This window comes from Mesorhizobium sp. M1273 (assembly GCF_040318195.1).
Classification (GTDB): domain Bacteria; phylum Pseudomonadota; class Alphaproteobacteria; order Rhizobiales; family Rhizobiaceae; genus Mesorhizobium.
In genome coordinates this window covers 1-18,678 of the sequence record NZ_JAMYLV010000035.1, presented here as the reverse complement: position 1 = coordinate 18,678, position 18,678 = coordinate 1, and the positions used below count along the sequence as shown (strand labels likewise).

General features: G+C 62.2%; 18 protein-coding genes and 3 tRNA genes. 5 read left to right on the top strand and 16 right to left on the bottom strand.

The features are described 5' to 3' along the window. Window positions 1-123: 123 nt before the first annotated feature. The 12 genes from rpoB to tuf form a co-directional block, all read right to left on the bottom strand. Window positions 124-4,260 carry a DNA-directed RNA polymerase subunit beta gene (gene rpoB, locus NKH30_RS26870; RefSeq protein WP_352457481.1) on the bottom strand — a complete coding sequence of 1,379 codons (4,137 nt, stop codon included), beginning with the start codon at window positions 4,258-4,260 and terminating at the stop codon, window positions 124-126. A gap of 283 nt (window positions 4,261-4,543) precedes the next feature. Next, window positions 4,544-4,921 (bottom strand): 50S ribosomal protein L7/L12, encoded by a 378-nt coding sequence (rplL, locus tag NKH30_RS26865; protein ID WP_023680442.1) that lies wholly within the window; start codon window positions 4,919-4,921, stop codon window positions 4,544-4,546. Window positions 4,922-4,975: 54 nt separating this feature from the next. Next, window positions 4,976-5,494, bottom strand: coding sequence for a 50S ribosomal protein L10 (gene rplJ / locus NKH30_RS26860; RefSeq protein ID WP_008875657.1), 519 nt, complete (start codon window positions 5,492-5,494; stop codon window positions 4,976-4,978). Between the two features lie 391 nt (window positions 5,495-5,885). Then, window positions 5,886-6,584, bottom strand: coding sequence for a 50S ribosomal protein L1 (gene rplA, locus NKH30_RS26855; RefSeq protein WP_352997528.1), 699 nt, complete (start codon window positions 6,582-6,584; stop codon window positions 5,886-5,888). Between the two features lie 4 nt (window positions 6,585-6,588). Next, on the bottom strand, window positions 6,589-7,017 hold the full coding sequence (gene rplK, locus NKH30_RS26850) for a 50S ribosomal protein L11 (protein ID WP_023680440.1): 429 nt from the start codon (window positions 7,015-7,017) through the stop codon (window positions 6,589-6,591). Window positions 7,018-7,177: 160 nt separating this feature from the next. Next, window positions 7,178-7,705: a transcription termination/antitermination protein NusG gene (nusG, locus tag NKH30_RS26845; RefSeq protein ID WP_006333333.1), complete on the bottom strand. Its 528-nt coding sequence runs from the start codon at window positions 7,703-7,705 to the stop codon at window positions 7,178-7,180. A 27-nt stretch (window positions 7,706-7,732) separates the two neighbouring features. Beyond that, complete coding sequence (gene secE / locus NKH30_RS26840) at window positions 7,733-7,936, bottom strand: preprotein translocase subunit SecE (RefSeq protein WP_023680439.1); 204 nt, start codon at window positions 7,934-7,936, stop codon at window positions 7,733-7,735. Window positions 7,937-8,299: 363 nt separating this feature from the next. Next, window positions 8,300-8,375, bottom strand: a tRNA-Trp gene (locus NKH30_RS26835). Between the two features lie 77 nt (window positions 8,376-8,452). Then, on the bottom strand, window positions 8,453-8,956 hold the full coding sequence (locus tag NKH30_RS26830) for a hypothetical protein (RefSeq protein WP_352997527.1): 504 nt from the start codon (window positions 8,954-8,956) through the stop codon (window positions 8,453-8,455). 145 nt (window positions 8,957-9,101) lie between these two features. After that, window positions 9,102-9,584 carry a group II truncated hemoglobin gene (locus tag NKH30_RS26825; protein WP_352997526.1) on the bottom strand — a complete coding sequence of 161 codons (483 nt, stop codon included), beginning with the start codon at window positions 9,582-9,584 and terminating at the stop codon, window positions 9,102-9,104. 96 nt (window positions 9,585-9,680) lie between these two features. Next, complete coding sequence (locus NKH30_RS26820; protein WP_352997525.1) at window positions 9,681-11,366, bottom strand: COG3904 family protein; 1,686 nt, start codon at window positions 11,364-11,366, stop codon at window positions 9,681-9,683. 159 nt (window positions 11,367-11,525) lie between these two features. After that, complete coding sequence (tuf, locus tag NKH30_RS26815) at window positions 11,526-12,701, bottom strand: elongation factor Tu (protein ID WP_254817137.1); 1,176 nt, start codon at window positions 12,699-12,701, stop codon at window positions 11,526-11,528. Between the two features lie 271 nt (window positions 12,702-12,972). Between tuf and NKH30_RS26810 the strand changes: the two genes are divergently transcribed. The 3 genes from NKH30_RS26810 to NKH30_RS26800 all read left to right on the top strand — a co-directional run bounded on the left by NKH30_RS26810 (window position 12,973) and on the right by NKH30_RS26800 (window position 15,108). Then, window positions 12,973-13,860 carry a DMT family transporter gene (locus tag NKH30_RS26810; protein WP_352997524.1) on the top strand — a complete coding sequence of 296 codons (888 nt, stop codon included), beginning with the start codon at window positions 12,973-12,975 and terminating at the stop codon, window positions 13,858-13,860. Window positions 13,861-13,893: 33 nt separating this feature from the next. Next, window positions 13,894-14,343: a GFA family protein gene (locus NKH30_RS26805; protein ID WP_352997523.1), complete on the top strand. Its 450-nt coding sequence runs from the start codon at window positions 13,894-13,896 to the stop codon at window positions 14,341-14,343. 105 nt (window positions 14,344-14,448) lie between these two features. After that, window positions 14,449-15,108, top strand: a complete 660-nt coding sequence (locus NKH30_RS26800) for a peptidoglycan recognition protein family protein (RefSeq protein ID WP_352823015.1) — start codon at window positions 14,449-14,451, stop codon at window positions 15,106-15,108. Window positions 15,109-15,153: 45 nt separating this feature from the next. On the opposite strand, the gene NKH30_RS26795 is transcribed toward NKH30_RS26800, so the two are convergent. Beyond that, window positions 15,154-15,411, bottom strand: a complete 258-nt coding sequence (locus NKH30_RS26795; RefSeq protein WP_023717513.1) for a GlsB/YeaQ/YmgE family stress response membrane protein — start codon at window positions 15,409-15,411, stop codon at window positions 15,154-15,156. Window positions 15,412-15,570: 159 nt separating this feature from the next. Here NKH30_RS26795 and NKH30_RS26790 point away from each other — a divergent pair, with 159 nt between their 5' ends. Beyond that, the gene (locus tag NKH30_RS26790) at window positions 15,571-16,038 is read left to right on the top strand and encodes a YidB family protein (protein ID WP_352746804.1); all 468 of its coding nucleotides are present in this window, start codon (window positions 15,571-15,573) and stop codon (window positions 16,036-16,038) included. 166 nt (window positions 16,039-16,204) lie between these two features. On the opposite strand, the gene NKH30_RS26785 is transcribed toward NKH30_RS26790, so the two are convergent. Next, window positions 16,205-16,278: transfer RNA gene (locus tag NKH30_RS26785), tRNA-Gly, on the bottom strand. A gap of 67 nt (window positions 16,279-16,345) precedes the next feature. Further along, window positions 16,346-16,430: transfer RNA gene (locus NKH30_RS26780), tRNA-Tyr, on the bottom strand. Window positions 16,431-16,632: 202 nt separating this feature from the next. On the opposite strand from NKH30_RS26780, the gene NKH30_RS26775 reads away from it, so the two are divergent. After that, on the top strand, window positions 16,633-17,484 hold the full coding sequence (locus NKH30_RS26775) for a TrmH family RNA methyltransferase (protein ID WP_352997522.1): 852 nt from the start codon (window positions 16,633-16,635) through the stop codon (window positions 17,482-17,484). Window positions 17,485-17,586: 102 nt separating this feature from the next. Here NKH30_RS26775 and NKH30_RS26770 read toward each other — a convergent pair whose 3' ends face one another. Then, a complete protein-coding gene (locus NKH30_RS26770; protein ID WP_352997521.1) occupies window positions 17,587-18,474 on the bottom strand; it encodes a 2-hydroxy-3-oxopropionate reductase in 888 nt (295 codons plus the stop codon). Window positions 18,475-18,678: the final 204 nt, after the last annotated feature.

The window sequence follows — 18,678 nt, the reverse complement described above, 5'->3', positions numbered from 1 at the left end:
CCTTTTCGGGGTCCTCGAAAACCCCTTGCATCTAGCGCGGGCCAAACGCCCGCCGACTTGATCGGCCATCGGCCGAGAATTTGGTGCGTCCGGTCGCGGGAAGACCGCGGCCGGACGTCTTGCTTACTCGGCCGCGTCGGGCAGCCGGATCGGGTTGTCGTCGAGCTTGGTGTTCTCCAGCTCGACATTGAGGCCGAGAGACCGCATTTCCTTGACGAGAACGTTGAAGCTCTCGGGAATGCCGGCCTCGAAGGTGTCGTCGCCTCTGACGATCGCCTCGTAGACCTTGGTGCGGCCGGCGACGTCATCCGACTTCACCGTCAGCATCTCCTGCAGCGTGTAGGCGGCGCCGTACGCTTCGAGCGCCCAGACCTCCATCTCGCCGAAGCGCTGACCACCGAACTGCGCCTTGCCGCCCAGCGGCTGCTGGGTAACGAGCGAGTACGGACCGATCGAACGCGCGTGGATCTTGTCGTCCACAAGGTGGTGAAGCTTGAGCATATATATGTAGCCCATCGTCACTTTTCGATCGAACGGCTCGCCGGTGCGTCCGTCATAGAGCTGCGACTGACCGCTGGTGTGCAGGCCCGCCTGCTCCAGCATGATGTTGATGTCGGCCTCGTGCGCGCCGTCGAACACCGGTGTCGCGATGGAGACGCCGCGGCGCATCTGCTCGCTGAGGCGAACGATGCTCTCGTCGTCATATTCGCGGACCGGCTCGTTGCGGTCGTTGGAAGGCATGAAGCTCTCGAGCGTCTTGCGCAGCGGCTTGATGTCGCCCGCCGTCTTGTACGCGTCGATCAGATCGCCGATCTTCCTGCCCATTCCAGCGCAAGCCCAGCCCAGATGCGTTTCCAGGATCTGGCCGACATTCATGCGCGACGGCACACCCAGCGGGTTAAGCACGATATCGGCATGCGTGCCGTCCTCGAGGAAAGGCATGTCCTCGACCGGAACGATCCGCGACACGACACCCTTGTTGCCGTGCCGGCCGGCCATCTTGTCGCCGGGCTGCATCTTGCGCTTCACGGCCACGAAGACCTTGACCATCTTCATGACGCCCGGAGGCATCTCGTCGCCGCGCTGCACCTTCTCGACCTTGTCCATGAAGCGCTGCTCGAGCGCCTTCTTGGAATCGTCGTACTGGCCACGCAGGGCTTCCAGTTCGCTCTGGAGCTTTTCGTTCTCCACGGCAAACTGCCACCACTGCGAACGCGGATACTCGTCGAGCGTGTCCTTCGACAGCTTCGAGCCCTTCTTGAAGCCCTTCGGCCCGGCAATCGCTTCCTTGCCGACGAGAACGTCGGAAAGACGCGAATAGACGTTGCGGTCGAGGATCGCCTGCTCGTCGTCGCGGTCCTTGGCGAGGCGTTCGATCTCCTCGCGCTCGATCGCCATGGCGCGTTCGTCCTTCTCGACGCCGTGGCGGTTGAAGACACGCACTTCGACGACGGTGCCGAAGGTTCCCGGAGGCATGCGCATCGAGGTGTCGCGCACGTCCGAGGCCTTTTCACCGAAGATGGCGCGCAGCAGCTTTTCTTCCGGCGTCATCGGGCTTTCGCCCTTCGGCGTGATCTTGCCGACCAGGATGTCGCCCGGCTGCACTTCCGCACCGATGTAGACGATGCCGGCCTCATCGAGGTTCTTCAGCGCTTCTTCCGAGACGTTGGGAATGTCGCGCGTGATCTCCTCCGGCCCCAGCTTGGTGTCGCGGGCCATGACTTCGAACTCCTCGATGTGGATCGAGGTGAAGACGTCGTCGGCGACGATGCGCTCGGACAGGAGGATGGAATCCTCGTAGTTGTAGCCGTTCCACGGCATGAACGCGACCAGCACGTTACGGCCGAGGGCCAGATCGCCGAGCTCGGTCGACGGGCCGTCGGCGATGATGTCGCCCTTGTTGACCCGGTCGCCCATGCGCACCAGCGGACGCTGGTTGATGCAGGTGTTCTGGTTCGAACGCTGGAACTTCATCAGCCGGTAGATGTCGACGCCGGACTTGCCGGGATCGAGATCTTCCGTGGCGCGGATGACGATACGCGTCGCGTCCACCTGGTCGACGATGCCGCCGCGGCGGGCGCCGATGGCGGCGCCCGAGTCACGGGCGACGATCGGCTCCATGCCGGTGCCGACGAACGGCGCTTCGGCGCGCACCAACGGCACGGCCTGACGCTGCATGTTCGAGCCCATCAGCGCACGGTTGGCGTCGTCGTTCTCGAGGAACGGGATCAGGGCCGCGGCCACCGACACCATCTGCTTCGGCGACACGTCCATTAGATCGACGTTTTCGCGCGGCGCCATCATCACTTCGCCGGCGTTGCGGCAAATGACGAATTCGTCGACGAAATGACCATTCTTGTCGAGCTCGGCATTGGCCTGCGCGACGTGGTGCTTGGCCTCTTCCATAGCCGACAGGTAAACGACTTCATTGGTCAGCTTGCCGTTGACGATCTTGCGGTACGGGCTCTCGATGAAGCCGTATTTGTTGACGCGCGCGAAGGTCGCAAGCGAGTTGATCAGGCCGATATTCGGTCCTTCCGGCGTCTCGATCGGGCAGATGCGGCCGTAATGCGTCGGGTGCACGTCGCGCACCTCGAAACCGGCACGCTCGCGGGTCAGACCGCCCGGTCCAAGCGCCGAAAGACGGCGCTTGTGGGTGATCTCCGACAGCGGGTTGGTCTGATCCATGAACTGCGACAGCTGCGAGGAACCGAAGAACTCGCGCACGGCGGCAGCCGCCGGCTTGGCGTTGATCAGGTCCTGCGGCATCACCGTATCGATCTCGATCGAGGACATACGTTCCTTGATCGCGCGCTCCATGCGCAGCAGGCCGACGCGGTACTGGTTCTCCATCAGCTCGCCGACCGAGCGCACGCGGCGGTTGCCGAGATTGTCGATGTCGTCGATCTCGCCCTTGCCGTCGCGCAGTTCGACCAGCGTCTTGACCACGGCCAGGATGTCGTCCTTGCGCAGCACGCGCACGGTATCCTCGGCCTTGAGCTCGAGGCGCATGTTCATCTTGACGCGGCCAACGGCCGACAGATCATAGCGCTCGCTGTCGAAGAACAGCGAGTTGAACATGGCTTCAGCGGTTTCCAGCGTCGGCGGCTCGCCGGGGCGCATGACGCGGTAGATGTCGAACAGCGCGTCCTGGCGGCTCTCGTTCTTGTCGACGTTGAGCGTGTTGCGGATGTAGGCGCCGACGTTGACGTGGTCGATGTCGAGGACCTTGATCTCATCGTCACCGGTGCCAAGCAGCACTTTCAGCGTCTTTTCGTCGATCTCGTCACCGGCTTCGAGGAAGATCTCGCCGGTCCCGTAGTTGACAATATCCTCGGCAAGGTAGTTGCCGAGCAGATCCTCGTCGGTCGCCTTGATCGCCTTGAGACCCTTTTCGCCAAGCGCCCTGGCCTGGCGGGCGGTGATCTTCTTGCCGGCCTCGACGACGACTTCGCCGGTGTCGGCGTCGACCAGGTCACCAACGGCCTTGAGGCCGCGGAAACGCTCGACGTTGAACGGGATGCGCCAATGGTCGCCGGCGCGCTTGTAGGTGATCTTGTTGTAGAAGGTCGACAGGATCTCTTCGCCGTCCATGCCGAGCGCCATCAGCAGCGACGTCACCGGAATCTTGCGGCGGCGATCGATGCGGGCATGCACGACGTCCTTGCTATCGAACTCGATGTCGAGCCACGAGCCGCGATAGGGAATGACGCGCGCGGCAAACAGAAGCTTGCCGGACGAGTGCGACTTGCCCTTGTCATGGTCGAAGAAGACGCCCGGCGAACGGTGCATCTGCGAGACGATGACGCGCTCGGTACCATTGACGATGAAGGTGCCGTTCAAGGTCATGAGCGGCATGTCGCCCATGTAGACGTCCTGCTCCTTGATGTCCTTGATCGACTTGGCGCCGGTGTCCTCGTCGATATCGAACACGATGAGGCGCAGCGTCACCTTCAGCGGCGCCGCATAGGTCAGGTCGCGCTGACGGCATTCGTCAACGTCGAATTTCGGTCCCTCGAACTCATATTTCACGAATTCTAGCATCGAGGAGCCAGAAAAATCGGAAATCGGGAAGACCGACTTGAAAACTGCCTGCAGTCCCTCGTCAGGACGCCCACCTTTGGGCTCCTCCACCATCAGGAACTGGTCATAGGATGCCTTCTGAACCTCGATCAGGTTCGGCATCTCCGCAACTTCCGGGATCTTTCCGAAAAACTTGCGTACGCGTCTGCGGCCATTGAAAGTCTGGGTCTGGGCCATCGTCGCTCCTTAGCTCAATTCTCGGGACGAGCCTCGCCGCGGCTCGCCTTGCATCTCGGGCCACCTTGGCGGCCCTGCCTTGTTGCCCGCCGCCTGTCGGCGGCTTCTTGTCTTTTCACCCGGCGCCAATTGGCGGCGGGCCAGAAACGGGAGAAAACCCGTTTCCTGAAGGCCGGTTTGCGGCCCTCAGGAAAGAGGTTTTCGCACTCTTCGCGTTACGCAGCCTCCCTTCGACGCGAAAGGAGTGGCGGACGGGGCGCCGCCGCCCCCCGGTACTCAACGCTTACTTCAGTTCGACCTTGGCGCCGGCTGCTTCCAGCTGGGCCTTGAACTTGTCCGCGTCGGCCTTGGAAACGGCTTCCTTGACCGGCTTCGGAGCCGCCTCGACCAGGTCCTTGGCTTCCTTGAGGCCAAGACCGGTGATGGCGCGAACTTCCTTGATGACGTTGATCTTCTGAGCGCCTGCCTCGGTGAGGACGACGTCGAATTCCGTCTTTTCCTCGACCGGAGCAGCAGCGGCCGCAGCGCCGCCGGCAGCGGCAACCGCCACCGGAGCAGCGGCGGAAACGCCCCACTTTTCTTCAAGAAGCTTCGACAGCTCGGCCGCTTCGAGGACGGTCAGCTTCGAAAGGTCGTCTACGATCTTTGCCAGATCAGCCATTGCAATGTTCCTTCATAAGGTTCGAACGTGTGTTTGTGATAGCGAGGAACGGCCTCATGCCGCCTCGTCCTTCCGGGCGTAAGCGCCGATGACGCGCGCGACCGAAGCCGCAGGCGCATTGACGATCTGGGCGATCCGGGTTGCCGGCGTGGCGATCATGCCAACCAGCCTGGCGCGCAGCTCATCGAGCGACGGAAGTGTGGCGAGTGCCTTCACACCGTCGGCATTGAGCGAGGTGGTACCCATTGCGCCGCCGAGAATGACGAGCTTGTCATTTCCCTTGGCGAAATCGGACGCGACCTTCGGCGCCGCAATCGGATCCTCCGAATAGGCGATCAGCGTCTGTCCCTTGAACAGCTCGATGATCGATGCGGAGTCCGTGCCCTGAAGAGCGATCTTGGCGAGACGGTTCTTCGCGACTTTGACGGTGCCACCGGCGGCGCGCATTTTCGACCGAAGGTCGTTCATTTGCGCGACGGTGATACCGGCGTAGTGGGCCACGACGACTGAACCAGCGCTTGAAAACGCATCATTCAGGCCCGTGACGAGTTCGCGTTTTTCCGCTCTGTCCACTGCCTATCTCCAGTTGACCCCTGCCCTCTACGAAGGACAGGCGTCGGGTTGCCTTTTGCCGGCCGGGCCATCCAGTAACGGATCTCCCGAACGACGCTCGAGGATCCTGCCCCCTTTCGCCACACCTGCCGGCAAGCCGGACGGTGCGCAGACAAAAGGCAAACACGGTTCGAACCTTTCATTGGAGCTTGTGGCTCCTTTGTCCGGTCTTCACCCGTCTCATGCAGGCCCACATGAATTAAGGCCCACATCACCTAAGGCTTGGGGGCCGCCTGCAATCTCGGACAGGATGTCCGGAAGCCTTTCGACTTCCGGTACCGGGCCGCCGACAGGTCGGAGGCCCGGAATTCTTTCACGGATCAGCGCTTTTGCGCCGATCCACTTGCACGCATCAGGACGCTGCCAGCGTCGAGACGTCGAGCTTGAGGCCCGGACCCATCGTCGAGGTGACCGACACCTTCTTGACGTAGTTGCCCTTGGCACCAGCCGGCTTTGCCCTGGTCACCGCATCAGCGAAGGCGCGGACGTTTTCTTCCAGCGCCTTGACGTCGAACGAGACCTTGCCGACGCTGGCGTGAACGATACCGGCCTTCTCGACGCGGAACTCGACGGCGCCGCCCTTCGATGCCTTGACGGCGGCGGTAACGTCGGTGGTGACGGTGCCGACCTTCGGGTTCGGCATCATGCCGCGCGGACCGAGCACCTTGCCGAGACGGCCGACCAGCGGCATCATGTCCGGCGTGGCGATGCAGCGGTCGAAGTCGATCGTGCCCTTCTGGACGATGTCGACCAGATCCTCGGCTCCGACGATGTCGGCGCCGGCGGCCTTGGCCTCCTCGGCCTTGTCGCCACGCGCGAAGACGGCGACGCGAACGCTGCGGCCGGTGCCGTTCGGCAGGTTGACCACGCCGCGGACCATCTGGTCGGCATGGCGCGGGTCGACGCCGAGGTTCATCGCGACTTCGATCGTCTCGTCGAACTTCACCGAGGAGCGATCCTTGAGCAGCTTCAGCGCCTCACCCAAAGCGTAAGCCTTGTTGGGATCGATGCCTTCGCGGGTCTTCGATACACGCTTTGCAATCTTTGCCATGATCTCAGCCCACCACTTCCAGACCCATCGAGCGGGCGGAGCCCTCGACCATGCGCATGGCCGCCTCGACGTCGTTTGCGTTCAGATCCTTCATCTTCTGCTCGGCGATGGCGCGCACCTTGTCGCGGCCGATCGTGCCGGCCTTGACCTTGCCCGGCTCCTTCGAGCCCGACTTCAGGTTGGCAGCCTTCTTCAGGAAGTAGCTCACCGGCGGCGTCTTCATGACGAAGGTGAACGACTTGTCCTGGTAGTAGGTGATGACGACCGGAACCGGCGAGCCCTTTTCCATTTCCTGGGTCTGCGCGTTGAACGCCTTGCAGAACTCCATGATGTTGATGCCCCGCTGACCAAGCGCCGGGCCGATCGGGGGCGACGGCGTGGCCGATCCCGCGGAAACCTGGAGCTTGAGCTGGCCTGCAATTTTCTTAGCCATCTCTCTTCCTGCCTTTTCTCATGCCGGTCTTGCCGGCGGTTGCAGTCTGGTGGTGCGGTCCGCGCGGCCGGCTAAAGCCGCATTCGCCTCCCACCCGTTTTTGGCCGCGCGATCTCCGCGCCGCCTTCCCTGCCGCCGAAACCGGTGCAGGGATTTCGGATCAGCCCTTCTCGACCTGTCCGAATTCCAGATCGACCGGCACAGCGCGCCCGAAGATCGAAACTTCCACCTTGAGCCGCGCCCGCTCCTCGTCCACTTCCTGGACGAAACCGTTAAAGGACGCGAATGGTCCATCCGAAACGCGGATCGCTTCGCCGATCTCGAACGTCACCGACGGCTTCGGCCGCTCGACGCCTTCCTGAACCTGGTTCAGGATACGCTGGGCCTCGGCTTCGGTGATCGGCACCGGCTTGGAGTCGCCCAGGAAACCGGTGACCTTCGGCGTGTTCTTGACGAGCGAGAACACGGCGTCGGTCAGATTGGCTTTCAGCAGCACATAGCCCGGAAAGAACTTGCGCTCGGCATCGACCTTGCGGCCGCGGCGGATCTCGACGACCTTCTCGGTCGGCACCACGATCTGCTCGATGTCGGCGGACAGGCCCTTCTGCTTGGCCTTGTTCTCAATGTCCTCGGCGACCTTCTTTTCAAAGTTCGAGTAGGCGTGGACGATGTACCACCGCGCGGTCATTTCAAGACTTCTCCGTAATCGCCGGACTTACTGTCCGAGGCCGAGGATTTTTTCGACCGCAAAGCCCATGGCCACGTCTGCGGTAAAGAAAAAGATCATCGCGATGACCGCGAACACAAGGACCATCACCGTCGAGATCATCGTTTCGCGCCGCGACGGCCAAGTGACCTTGGCGGTCTCCGCGCGAACCTGCTGGAGAAAGGTGAAGGGATTTGTGGTTTTCGAAGCCATATGCCGCTCTGTCTGCAAGACCCGTTGGCCGGGCCTCCTGGATGATCCCGCTGGCCGGGACGTGCCGCTTGAGCGTGCGTTCGCGCCGAATCAGCGCAATCATTTCGCCCATGCAAATCAGACGCGTAAAGCCGGCTTCCCAGCTCCACGCGTCGCGTGTCTGTCTCGTCTACATAAAACCGATTCTTGATCCACGCAAGTGGCAAGTGTCCGCTTTATGGCCAAACGCCGCCTCGGAACCATCCAGTCGTCCCGTCCCGGCTATGCGGCCCTTATGCCGCAACTTATGCCATATGGCAAGTCACAAGCCGATTTTCAAAGGCCGCACTGCAAAAGAGTCGTTTTAGGTATCCATTCAAAGAATGGCACGGGCAGCAGGGCTCGAACCTACGACCTGCGGTTTTGGAGACCGCCGCTCTACCAACTGAGCTATGCCCGTATGCGCATGTCGGCGCAGCAGGCGCTTCCTAAAAGCTTCCGCGCGCTCTGTAAAGAGCGACGTGCGCTACCCGGCCTTCATCTTCGAAAGTCCAGGCGTCCTCCCGGCCATTTCCCGTCGATCCGTTGATTGCTGACGATCAAGCCGACCCAGGGACGCACGATTTTCGGGTCGGTCAGATTGATGTATTTTCCAACCAGCCCTTTCGCACCCTCGCGCCGCGCATCGATGAGCCCCTTGCGCACGCCATCATGCCAATCGAACAGCAGGTAAACCCTCTCTCCCGCCGTCTTCACCTCGCCCCGGCCGGACTTCCATTTATGCTTGCTATCGCCCGGGATCGTGGGATCGGCACCGCCGTTCCATCGGCTGGACCAGCTGCCTTCGATGGTGTCGTTGCGGTCGCGGTCGCGGTCGGTGCCCCATGCCTCGGCATTTTCATCGCTTGGAGTTCCCTCCAGTTTCAAGCCGGCGGCGAACGCCGACACCTCCTCGTCGTCGGGAGTGGGGACGTCCATGACGCCAAACGGATTTCGGATTCCGCGGTTGCTGTCAGAATTTGCTTTGCTGTCCGATCCCATCGCAGGCCTCCGGTTTTTCAGCGCGGCCCCCGCCAGCCACGGCGGCCTCAAACCGTTCCAGCCTGGCGGACCGAACCATTCACCGCCACCCATTTCCCGCAAATCGGGTCCTGGCGGCAGGGTTTTCGACCGATTTGCGCCCCGGTCAGTCTCCCGAAGGCGCCTTGTATGGGCCGCCCGGCACCCCCCAACCCCAGGCCGGCATTGGTTCGGTCTCGGGATCGCAGGTCGGGCCCTTGTTGGAGTTCATCTTGGCCAGCCGCGATCCCCATTCGACATAGGCCATGAAAGCCGAGCGGAATTCGGGATCGTCAGGCAGGCCGACCTCGTCGGCGGCGTCGGCGAGAAGATTGATCCAGCGCCGGCGCTGCTCCTCGGTCAGATGCTTGCCGAGATGATGCATCACCATCTCGCGATGGCCGCCATGCTCTTCGCTGTAGGTTTTCGGTCCGCCGAAAACTTCGCCGATGAAGGCCGCGACGTGAGCGGGATGGTCCGGCGACATATGTTTGAACACCGGCCCGACGATGGGATCCCGAGAGACGCTGTCGTAGAAGGTTTGGGTCAGGCGGTTCAGCGCTTCAGAGCCGCCTGCCCATTCAAACAATGTCGGGACATCCTGGCTCATTCGCGATCCCTCCGATGCTGGTCTTCAACCGCGCTGGACGATAGCGGAAACATCGAGCGCCGCTCAACCTGCCTCGATGGCCAGTGCAAGGTTGCGCTAAAGCTTCGCCGGCGTCTCTGCCTCGGCGCTGGCGGACGGCAGAACGCGGCAGTTGTCGGGCTTCGGCGACGACTTGCAGATGGTGGCGCCCGTCAGCGCGTCCACCGATTGCGGCCCCGTCGTCAGTCCAACCTTCAGCATTAGGTCTGGTTCGAGCTGGCGCTCGACCGAGCGCTGCTCGAGCGCGGCGAACAGACCGGGACCAATCGCCATGTCCTCGAGATAGGTCTTAATTATCTGCTGCTGTCCCATCAGGTACATGCCGAGCCGCGCTTGCGGACCGACAAACCGTCTGACGCCGCCGGCAAGCATGAGCGCGCAGGCCGAATCGCATGCCGCTCCCGAATCGACGGTCAGGCCGGCATAGGCGCCCTCTTTAGCCAAGCAACTCCACTCTCCCGGGTCGCAGCCAACGAAATCGGTGCGGGCGACGGCGATGTCGAGCTTCTTTTCGTGGATAAGTCGCCCCACCGCCAGAGCACTGAACAGGTCGCCTCCTTGTGAGCTGACCACCACCGGCAGCCGTCGGTTGCCAAGCATGGCGAGCAACTGGCGCAGCTTCTGCGGGGTCTGAGGCGCAATCGCGCCTTCGGCCGAGATCCATTCCGGGCAGTTGGGATTGCACAGCGGATTGCTGCCGCGAACCACAACGAAGCGCATGTCTGCGACCTCCTTCGGCCGCGGGGTTTCGAGCCCTGCGGGTGCAGGCTCGGCTTTCGCCACCACTTCGCCGGCCGGCTTCGTGATGTTCGCCGGCGCCGGCACCTCCCTGCAACTCGCCGGCAACGGATCGGACGTGCATAGGGTTGGCGCGGTCAGCAGGTCGACGGCATCCCGGCTGGTGACGAGATTCATTTGCAGCATGTCGTAGGGAGACAATTGCTGGATACCGCTGGCCGGTGTGCTTTTCATGGTCTCGAGCACACCCAGGCCGACGCCCATCTCCTTCAGATAGGCCGCCAGCTTCCGCTCCAGCGGCTTGTTCATCTCATAGGTCTTGTAGCTGCCGGCGTTCTTCCGGCTGACGACCTTGGTGCTGAGAATCTTCTTCTTGCCCTTCACCATGCGATAGGTGGTGCGGTACAGCAATTTCGTCCGGATATAGGTCGTGGTGATCTGATGGACGCCGAGAAAGGCCCATTCGCCTACCACGCGCCGGATGCCGCCGGAAAACATCAGCGGACAGGCGGAATTGCAGATGGCGCCATCGGCATAAGCATTGCCAAAATAACGGGCGCTCTTGCCGTCGTTTTCCTTGCAGTTCTTCACATCTGGCAGACAGCCGACGAAGCGGGTTTTGCCGACGGCGATATCGAGCTTGTTCTTGCGGATCAGGCGACCAAGTGTCAGCGCCGCTTCGACATTGCCGCCGGGGGAATCGACGACGATCGGCAGCTTTCGGCCGCCAAGCGCTTTCAGCGCGCGTTTGAACAGGGCCGGCGTGCCGGCTTCTATCGAGCCTTCCGCCGATATCCATTCCGGACAGGTCGGCTCGCAGCCCGGCGCGCTGCTGCGCACGACGACGAACCGCATCGTCGGGCCGAAATCCGGCGCGGATTTTTCCGGCGTGGATTTCTTTGCATCCGCTGCGAAGGCAGCGTGGCCCATGGCAAGCAACGACACCAGGCAGATCAGCCCTAGCGACCACCATGCCTGACTATGCAAACGGCGCCATGGAACCATTCGGGCAGCCCCCCTCGATGCAACCTATACTAGTTATGGCAGAGGCGCTTGCAACAGGATTTGAAGCAATGCGGTTAATCCATTGCCAGAATATCAGAATCAAAAGGGCGGCCCGAAGACCGCCCCTTTGCATCCGATCTCAACCGGCAGCGCCGGCGACTACTCTTTGATGGTGACGACGATGCCGGCACCGACGGTGCGGCCGCCTTCGCGGATGGCGAAGCGCAGCTTCTCTTCCATGGCGATCGGCACGATCAGCTCGACATCGACGGTGATGTTGTCGCCCGGCATCACCATCTCGGTGCCTTCCGGCAGCGACACGATGCCGGTCACGTCCGTCGTGCGGAAATAGAACTGCGGACGGTAGTTGGTGAAGAACGGCGTGTGGCGGCCGCCCTCGTCCTTGGTCAGGATGTAGGCTTCGGCAACGAACTTCTTGTGCGGCTTGACGGTGCCGGGCTTGGCCAGGACCTGACCGCGCTCGACGCCTTCACGGTCGACACCGCGCAGCAGCGCGCCGATGTTGTCGCCGGCCTGGCCCTGGTCGAGCAGCTTGCGGAACATCTCGACGCCCGTGCAGGTCGTCTTGGTGGTCGGACGGATGCCGACGATCTCCAGCTCCTCGCCGACCTTGACGACGCCGCGCTCGACGCGGCCGGTCACCACCGTGCCACGGCCCGAGATCGAGAACACGTCCTCGATCGGCATCAGGAACGGCTTGTCGAGCGGACGAACCGGCGTCGGGATGTAGGCATCGACCGCAGCCATCAGTTCGCGGATGGCGTCCTCGCCGATCTTCTTGTCGCTATCTTCAAGGGCGGCAAGCGCCGAACCCTTGACGATCGGAATGTCGTCGCCGGGGAACTCGTTCTTGGTCAAAAGCTCGCGCACCTCGAGCTCGACCAGCTCGAGCAGCTCGGCGTCGTCGACCTGGTCGACCTTGTTCAAGAACACCACGATCGAGGGCACGCCGACCTGGCGGGCCAAAAGGATGTGCTCGCGCGTCTGCGGCATCGGGCCGTCGGCGGCCGACACCACCAGGATCGCGCCGTCCATCTGCGCAGCACCGGTGATCATGTTCTTGACATAGTCGGCGTGGCCGGGGCAGTCGACATGGGCATAGTGGCGGTTGGCGGTCTCGTATTCGACGTGCGCCGTCGAAATGGTGATGCCGCGCGCCTTCTCTTCGGGCGCCGCGTCGATCTGGTCGTAGCGCTTGTATTCGCCAAAATACTTGGTGATCGCCGCCGTCAGCGACGTCTTGCCATGGTCGACGTGACCAATCGTGCCGATGTTCACATGAGGCTTAGTGCGCTCGAATTTACCTTTTGCCATAGTCTCTTTCCTTGGACGGCCTGGGGATGGCCTGGACCTTCAGTTCAGTCGAATGCGGGGCGATTAGCGACTAAGGCCGAAAAACACAAGTGCCTTGTCGCCGAGCGCGCTCGCCCGCCCGAACGCGTGATCCGGTTTCGGAGAATGTGGCGCGGATATAGGAACGAACAAGGGCAAATGGAATGGTTGCGGCTGCGGCTGACGGCTTTGACGGATTTACAGCCGGATCTGGCCCATTGCCGCCCTGGCGCCGGTCTGATTTCGTAGGCCGATGCATTTCATCCCGACTGCCATACGAGGCCCGCTGTTCATGGTCGTTTCGACCGGGTCCTACATCGTCAACGACACGATGATGAAACTCGCAACCGCGGGACTGCCGCCCTATGAGGTGCTGTTCCTGCGCGGCGCTGCGGCAACATTGTGGGGCTTTCCGCTGCTGTTCATGCTGGGCTATGGCAAGCAGATCCCGCTGATCCTCGACGCCAAGGTTTTGCGCAGGAACATGCTCGAACTGGGTGCGATCCTTTGCTACGTGGTGGCGCTCGCCAACATGCAGATCGCCGATTCGACCGCGCTCGGGCAGATCACGCCCTTGCTGATGCTGGTCGGCTCCTCGATGCTGTTTGGCGAACGGATCGGTGGGCTGCGCCTGGCGCTGATCGGGCTCGGCTTTATCGGCGCCGTGATGGTGGCACAACCGACGATGCAGGGGATTTCCGTCTACGCCCTGCTGGCGCTAGGCAATGCCGCCCTGTCCGCGGCGCGCGATCTGGCCGGACGCAAGGTCGCCGCCGACGTGCCGGGAATGGTCGTAGCTATTTCCGCGGTGATTGTCGTGCTCGCGGGCGCCGGCGTTGCGCATCTGGTTTCCGAGCAGTGGGTGGTGCCTGAAATCCGTCACCTGCTGCTGATGGGCGGCGCCGGACTGTTCCTGATCTTCGGCCACTTCTTCATCTTCATGGCCTATCGCGTCGGGCCGACCAGCGTGGTAGCGCCGTTCTACTATTGCTTTACCGTCTGGGCGGTGATTTCAGGCCTGGTGGTTTTCCGGCAGCTCCCGAATGCGCTGGCCATCGGCGGCATCCTGCTGGTGGTGGCCAGCGGGTTGACCATCGTCTCGCTCGACGAGCGCAAGCGCCGGTTGACCGTCGTCGCTTGAAACTGAAATCAGCCTGCATAATGGGAGGAGCGCGTGGCAAGCCCGGATGACAACCAGAATTCACGCAACCGCAGGCTTATCGGAAAGTGCCTGTGCGGCGCCGTTCAGTACGCGGTGGCGGACGCGTTCGTCTATGCCGCGAACTGCCACTGCTCGAACTGCCGGCGCACCACCGGCTCGGCCTTCAAGCCATTCGCCGGCATCGAACGCGACAGGCTGAGCCTGACCAGGGGCGAGGACAATCTCACGATCTTCGGCGACGAAACCGGCCATGACGCGCACTGCAAGACCTGCGGCTCGTTGCTCTATTCGGTGGTCCGCGATGGCGCCTTCGTGCATGTCGCCATGGGAACCCTGGTCGACGAGCCGACCATCCGCCCGACGCAGCACATCTTCGTCGGCTCCAAGGCGAAGTGGTTCACGATCACCGACGATCTGCCGCAATACAGAGAACACGCGGTCGCCGGAGATGCCGGCGAATAGCTGACCGTTAGAAAACGCTCAACCAAATTATCGTTTCGTTTTCGCGCCCGCCGCCAAGGAAACTATACTGTGCTCCGTCACTGAACTTATGTCGCGGGGATTTCTGTGGCATTGCCGCCCGACTGGTTGCCCAATGTTGCGATGAAGCGCGTCATTTGCCACTGGACGGCCGGCTCGCATTCGGCCGGCGATACCGACAGGGATGCGTATCACATACTGGTCGAGGGGAATGGCCGCCTGGTCAGGGGCCGGCCTTCGATCGCGCTCAATTCAGGCCGGGTAAAACCGGGATATGCCGCGCACACGCTCAACTGCAACGGCGGCTCGATCGGGGTTTCGCTCTGCTGCATGGCCGGCGCGGAGCAAAGGCCGTTCGATGCCGGCCGCTATCCGATGACCAGGGCGCAGTGGGACGCGATGGCCGCCGTCGTCGCCGAACTCTGCAAATACTACCGCATCAAGGTCACGCCCAAAACGGTGCTGTCGCATGCCGAAGTCGAGAGCAATCTCGGCATCGAGCAGCGCGGAAAATGGGATTTCACCCGGCTGCCCTTCGATCCGACGATCAGCGGCGCAAGCGCCTGTGGCGAGCGGCTGCGCCGCGACGTGACGGCGGCAATGGGCGCGATGCCAAATCTGCCGGTGAGGATTGGGCGCGATGCCGTATGGCAGCGATTGCTCGAGGAATTATGGCCGATCATGGTGAGAGGGCTGGAAGCCGGCCTCAACACGCTGATCCGCGAAGTCCTCAAAAGGATCAGATAGGCGGTCGGCATTCGGGTGAATGCCGACGCAACTGCCGGACGGCTTCTACAGAGCCCTCTTGCCGCTGAACTGATGATAGGCCCACAGGACAACCACCGCACCGACCACGGCTACGATCAGGCTATAGATGTTGAGCCCGGTAACGCCCGACGCGCCAAAAGCGCTGAAGATGAGCCCGCCGACGATGGCGCCGACAATCCCGAGCACGATGTCGAGCACCAGGCCTTGCCCGCTTTTATTGACGATCTTGCTGCCTATGAAGCCGGCGATGACGCCGAGAATAATCCAGCTTAATATTGACATTTTTCCTCTCCGTTCCCCGCGCCCGATTACTTCCACATTATTAAGCAAAGCTCAAGCCAACTTGAAAATCATGATTACGGAAAGCTCAAACCGGCTTGAAATTCGCCATGGATGCGTCATTGTTGGAGACGGACGGGCAATTTGACATGGAGATCCACAATGGGACTGTTTGACAATGCCGTTCCCGGCGGCAACGTCGCCAAGCCGCTGATGATCGCGCTCGGCGCACTTTTGGTGGGAAAAATGCTGAGCGGTGGAAGTTCCGCCCAGACGGAGGCAGCGCAAAGCCCTGCCCCCATCCCGCCCGATACAACCACATCCGCCGATGGCGGCCTGCTCGGCGGTCTGGGCGGCCTGCTCGACAAACTGAAGGACGCCGGCCACGGCAACGTTGCCAATTCGTGGGTCGGTACCGGTCAGAACCAGCCGATCAACCCCAGCGATCTGGGCAGTGCTCTCGGGCCACAAATCATCCAGGAGATCGCGCAAAGGACGGGCCTGAACCAGCAGGACCTGCTCAAGCAGCTATCCGCAGCCTTGCCAGGGCTTGTCGACCAGTTGACGCCGAACGGGCAAGTGCCGCAGCAGAACCAGCTCGCGTCCATATTCAGCAAATTCGCGAGCTGACGCCTGTCGCCCAACGCCGCCTGCGGTTCGGGACAACGATAACACAGATTAAGATGCGCGTCCGTCCGGACGCGCAACGAATACTTTGAACTATCGGCAAAGCGCTTCGCTTGGGGGTGCCTGCTTCGGCATCGTGCGCGAGGTGCGCCGCGGCTTGGGGGAAATCTGGAGCGGGTAGCGGGAATCGAACCCGCATATTCAGCTTGGAAGGCTGCTGCTCTACCACTGAGCTATACCCGCGCCTTTCAGTCAAGCATCGGATCCGCTCCGACGCTCGCTCTGCGTTTCAGGGCTTCCGGGCCGGCAGTGGTGGAGAGGGTTGGATTTGAACCAACGTAGGCATAGCCAACGGATTTACAGTCCGTCCCCTTTAACCACTCGGGCACCTCTCCAGTCTGCCGCCGGAGCCATGCAACGAGGCATCGACGCGTCGCGGCTGCCTGAGCAGCCCTTCCGCGAAGCGCCTTATGGCGGCAGCGCCCAAAACTGTCAACCGCAACAGTCCGGCAAAAAGCGCTGAATTTCGCACCTCGCCCGACAAGCAGCTTCTGCGGCTGTATCCATGGCCGGACGACACGGCTATAGAAGCCGGCCATGAGCAACGATAACAAATCCAAGACCCCTAAAGACACCCACTACGCCAAGCTGCGCCGCGCGCATCGCGACGAGAAGAGCGGTGGCGCGCCTGCATTCAGGCCACGCCAGCCGGTGCCGCCCGGCGAGAACCCGGCGGATGGGCTGGTGCGGCTCTACGGGCTGCACACGGTGCGGGCCGCACTCGACAATCCGCGCCGCAAAATCAAGAAGATGCTGGTGACGCGCAACGCTGCCGAGCGGCTGGCAATCGCCGACCTTGGCGCTTTGCCCTTCAAGGCGGAACTGGTCGAACCCAGGGACATCGACAAGGTCACCGGCTCGGATGCCGTTCACCAGGGCGTGCTGATCGAGGCCGAGCCGCTGAAACCGAAGCGGCTCGATGCGCTTGGCGACGCCAGGCTGGTGCTGGTGCTCGACCAGATCACCGATCCGCACAATGTCGGCGCGATCCTGCGCTCGGCGGTCGCCTTCGGCGCCGGCGCACTGATCACCACGGCGCGCCACAGCCCGCAGGAATCCGGCGTGCTGGCGAAGTCGGCCTCCGGCGCGCTCGAACACATCGATCAGATCGAGGTGAAGAACCTCGCCGATGCGCTGGAGCAGCTGCACGAGGCCGGATTCCAGACGATCGGCCTGGATTCAGACGGGCCGGCGGAGCTCGAAACGAGCTTTGCCGGAGAAAAGATCGCGTTGATACTTGGCGCCGAGGGCAAAGGCCTGCGCCAGAAGACGCGCGAGACGGTGACGACGCTGGCCCGGCTCGACATGCCCGGTGCCATCCGCTCGCTCAACGTGTCGAATGCCGCCGCGGTGGCGCTTTATGCGGCGGGGAAATTTTTGAAAGGGTGAATGGTGAATGGTGAATGGTGAGACTGTCCGTAAGTCGTGACCAATTCACTACCAACTACTCACCTATCTGCAACTGACTACCTATTCACCATTCACTATTCACTATTCACCCACTTCACATCCCGCCATCCGCTCCAGCGCCCGAACCAGCGCCGAATGATCTTCCTTAGCGCCGCCGTTGGCCGCGCAGGAGTTGAACAATTGCTGCGTCGTTGAAGTGTTGGGCAGGGCGACGCCGAGCGCTTTCGCGCCTTCAAGGGCGAGATTCAGGTCCTTCTGGTGGAGTTCGATGCGGAAGCCGGGCGCGAAGCTGCGCTTGATCATGCGCTCGCCATGCACTTCCAGGATGCGCGAGTTTGCGAGCCCGCCCAGCAGCGCCTGCCTGACCTTGGCCGGGTCGGCGCCGGCTTTCGATGCAAAAACCAGCGCTTCGGCGACGGCCTCGATGGTCAGCGCGACGACGATCTGATTGGCGACCTTGGTGATCTGGCCGACGCCGTTGGGTCCGACCAAAGTGATGTTCTTGCCAAGCTTCTCGAAGATGGGCCTGGCGCGTTCGAAGGCTGTTTCCTCGCCGCCGACCATGATGGTCAGCGACGCCGCCTTGGCGCCGACCTCGCCGCCCGACACCGGCGCATCGAGATAGTCGCAGCCGAGATCGTTGATCTTTTTTGCGAAGGCCCTGGTCTCGATCGGCGAGATCGAGCTCATGTCGATGACCAGCTTGCCTTTAGTGAGGCCGGACGCGACGCCATTCTCAGCGAACAGCACGTCGGCGATCTGCGGCGTATCCGGAACCATGGTGATGACGATGTCGGCGGCACGCGCGACGGCATCATGGCCGGTGACGACCTTCAGGCCCTTGGCGACGAGGTCGGCCGGCGGTTTCGAGCGGTGGTCGCTGGCGACGACCTGATAACCGGCGTCTAGCAGATGCCCCGCCATCGGCGCGCCCATGATGCCGAGGCCGATGAAGCCGATGGTTTCCATGTTTTTCTCCAAGTGACTATGTGAAACGCCCCCTCATCCGGCCCTTCGGGCCACCTTCTCCCCGAGGGGAGAAGAGATCGCGAACGCCGGTGCCAGCCTCTTTGTAACTTGTTTCTTGCCGACTCTGCTATGAAGGCAGGTGCGGTGGCGGACGGGAGACCGGAGCATCTTTGGGTGATCGAGCCCGTGGGAGAGCAAGGGTCT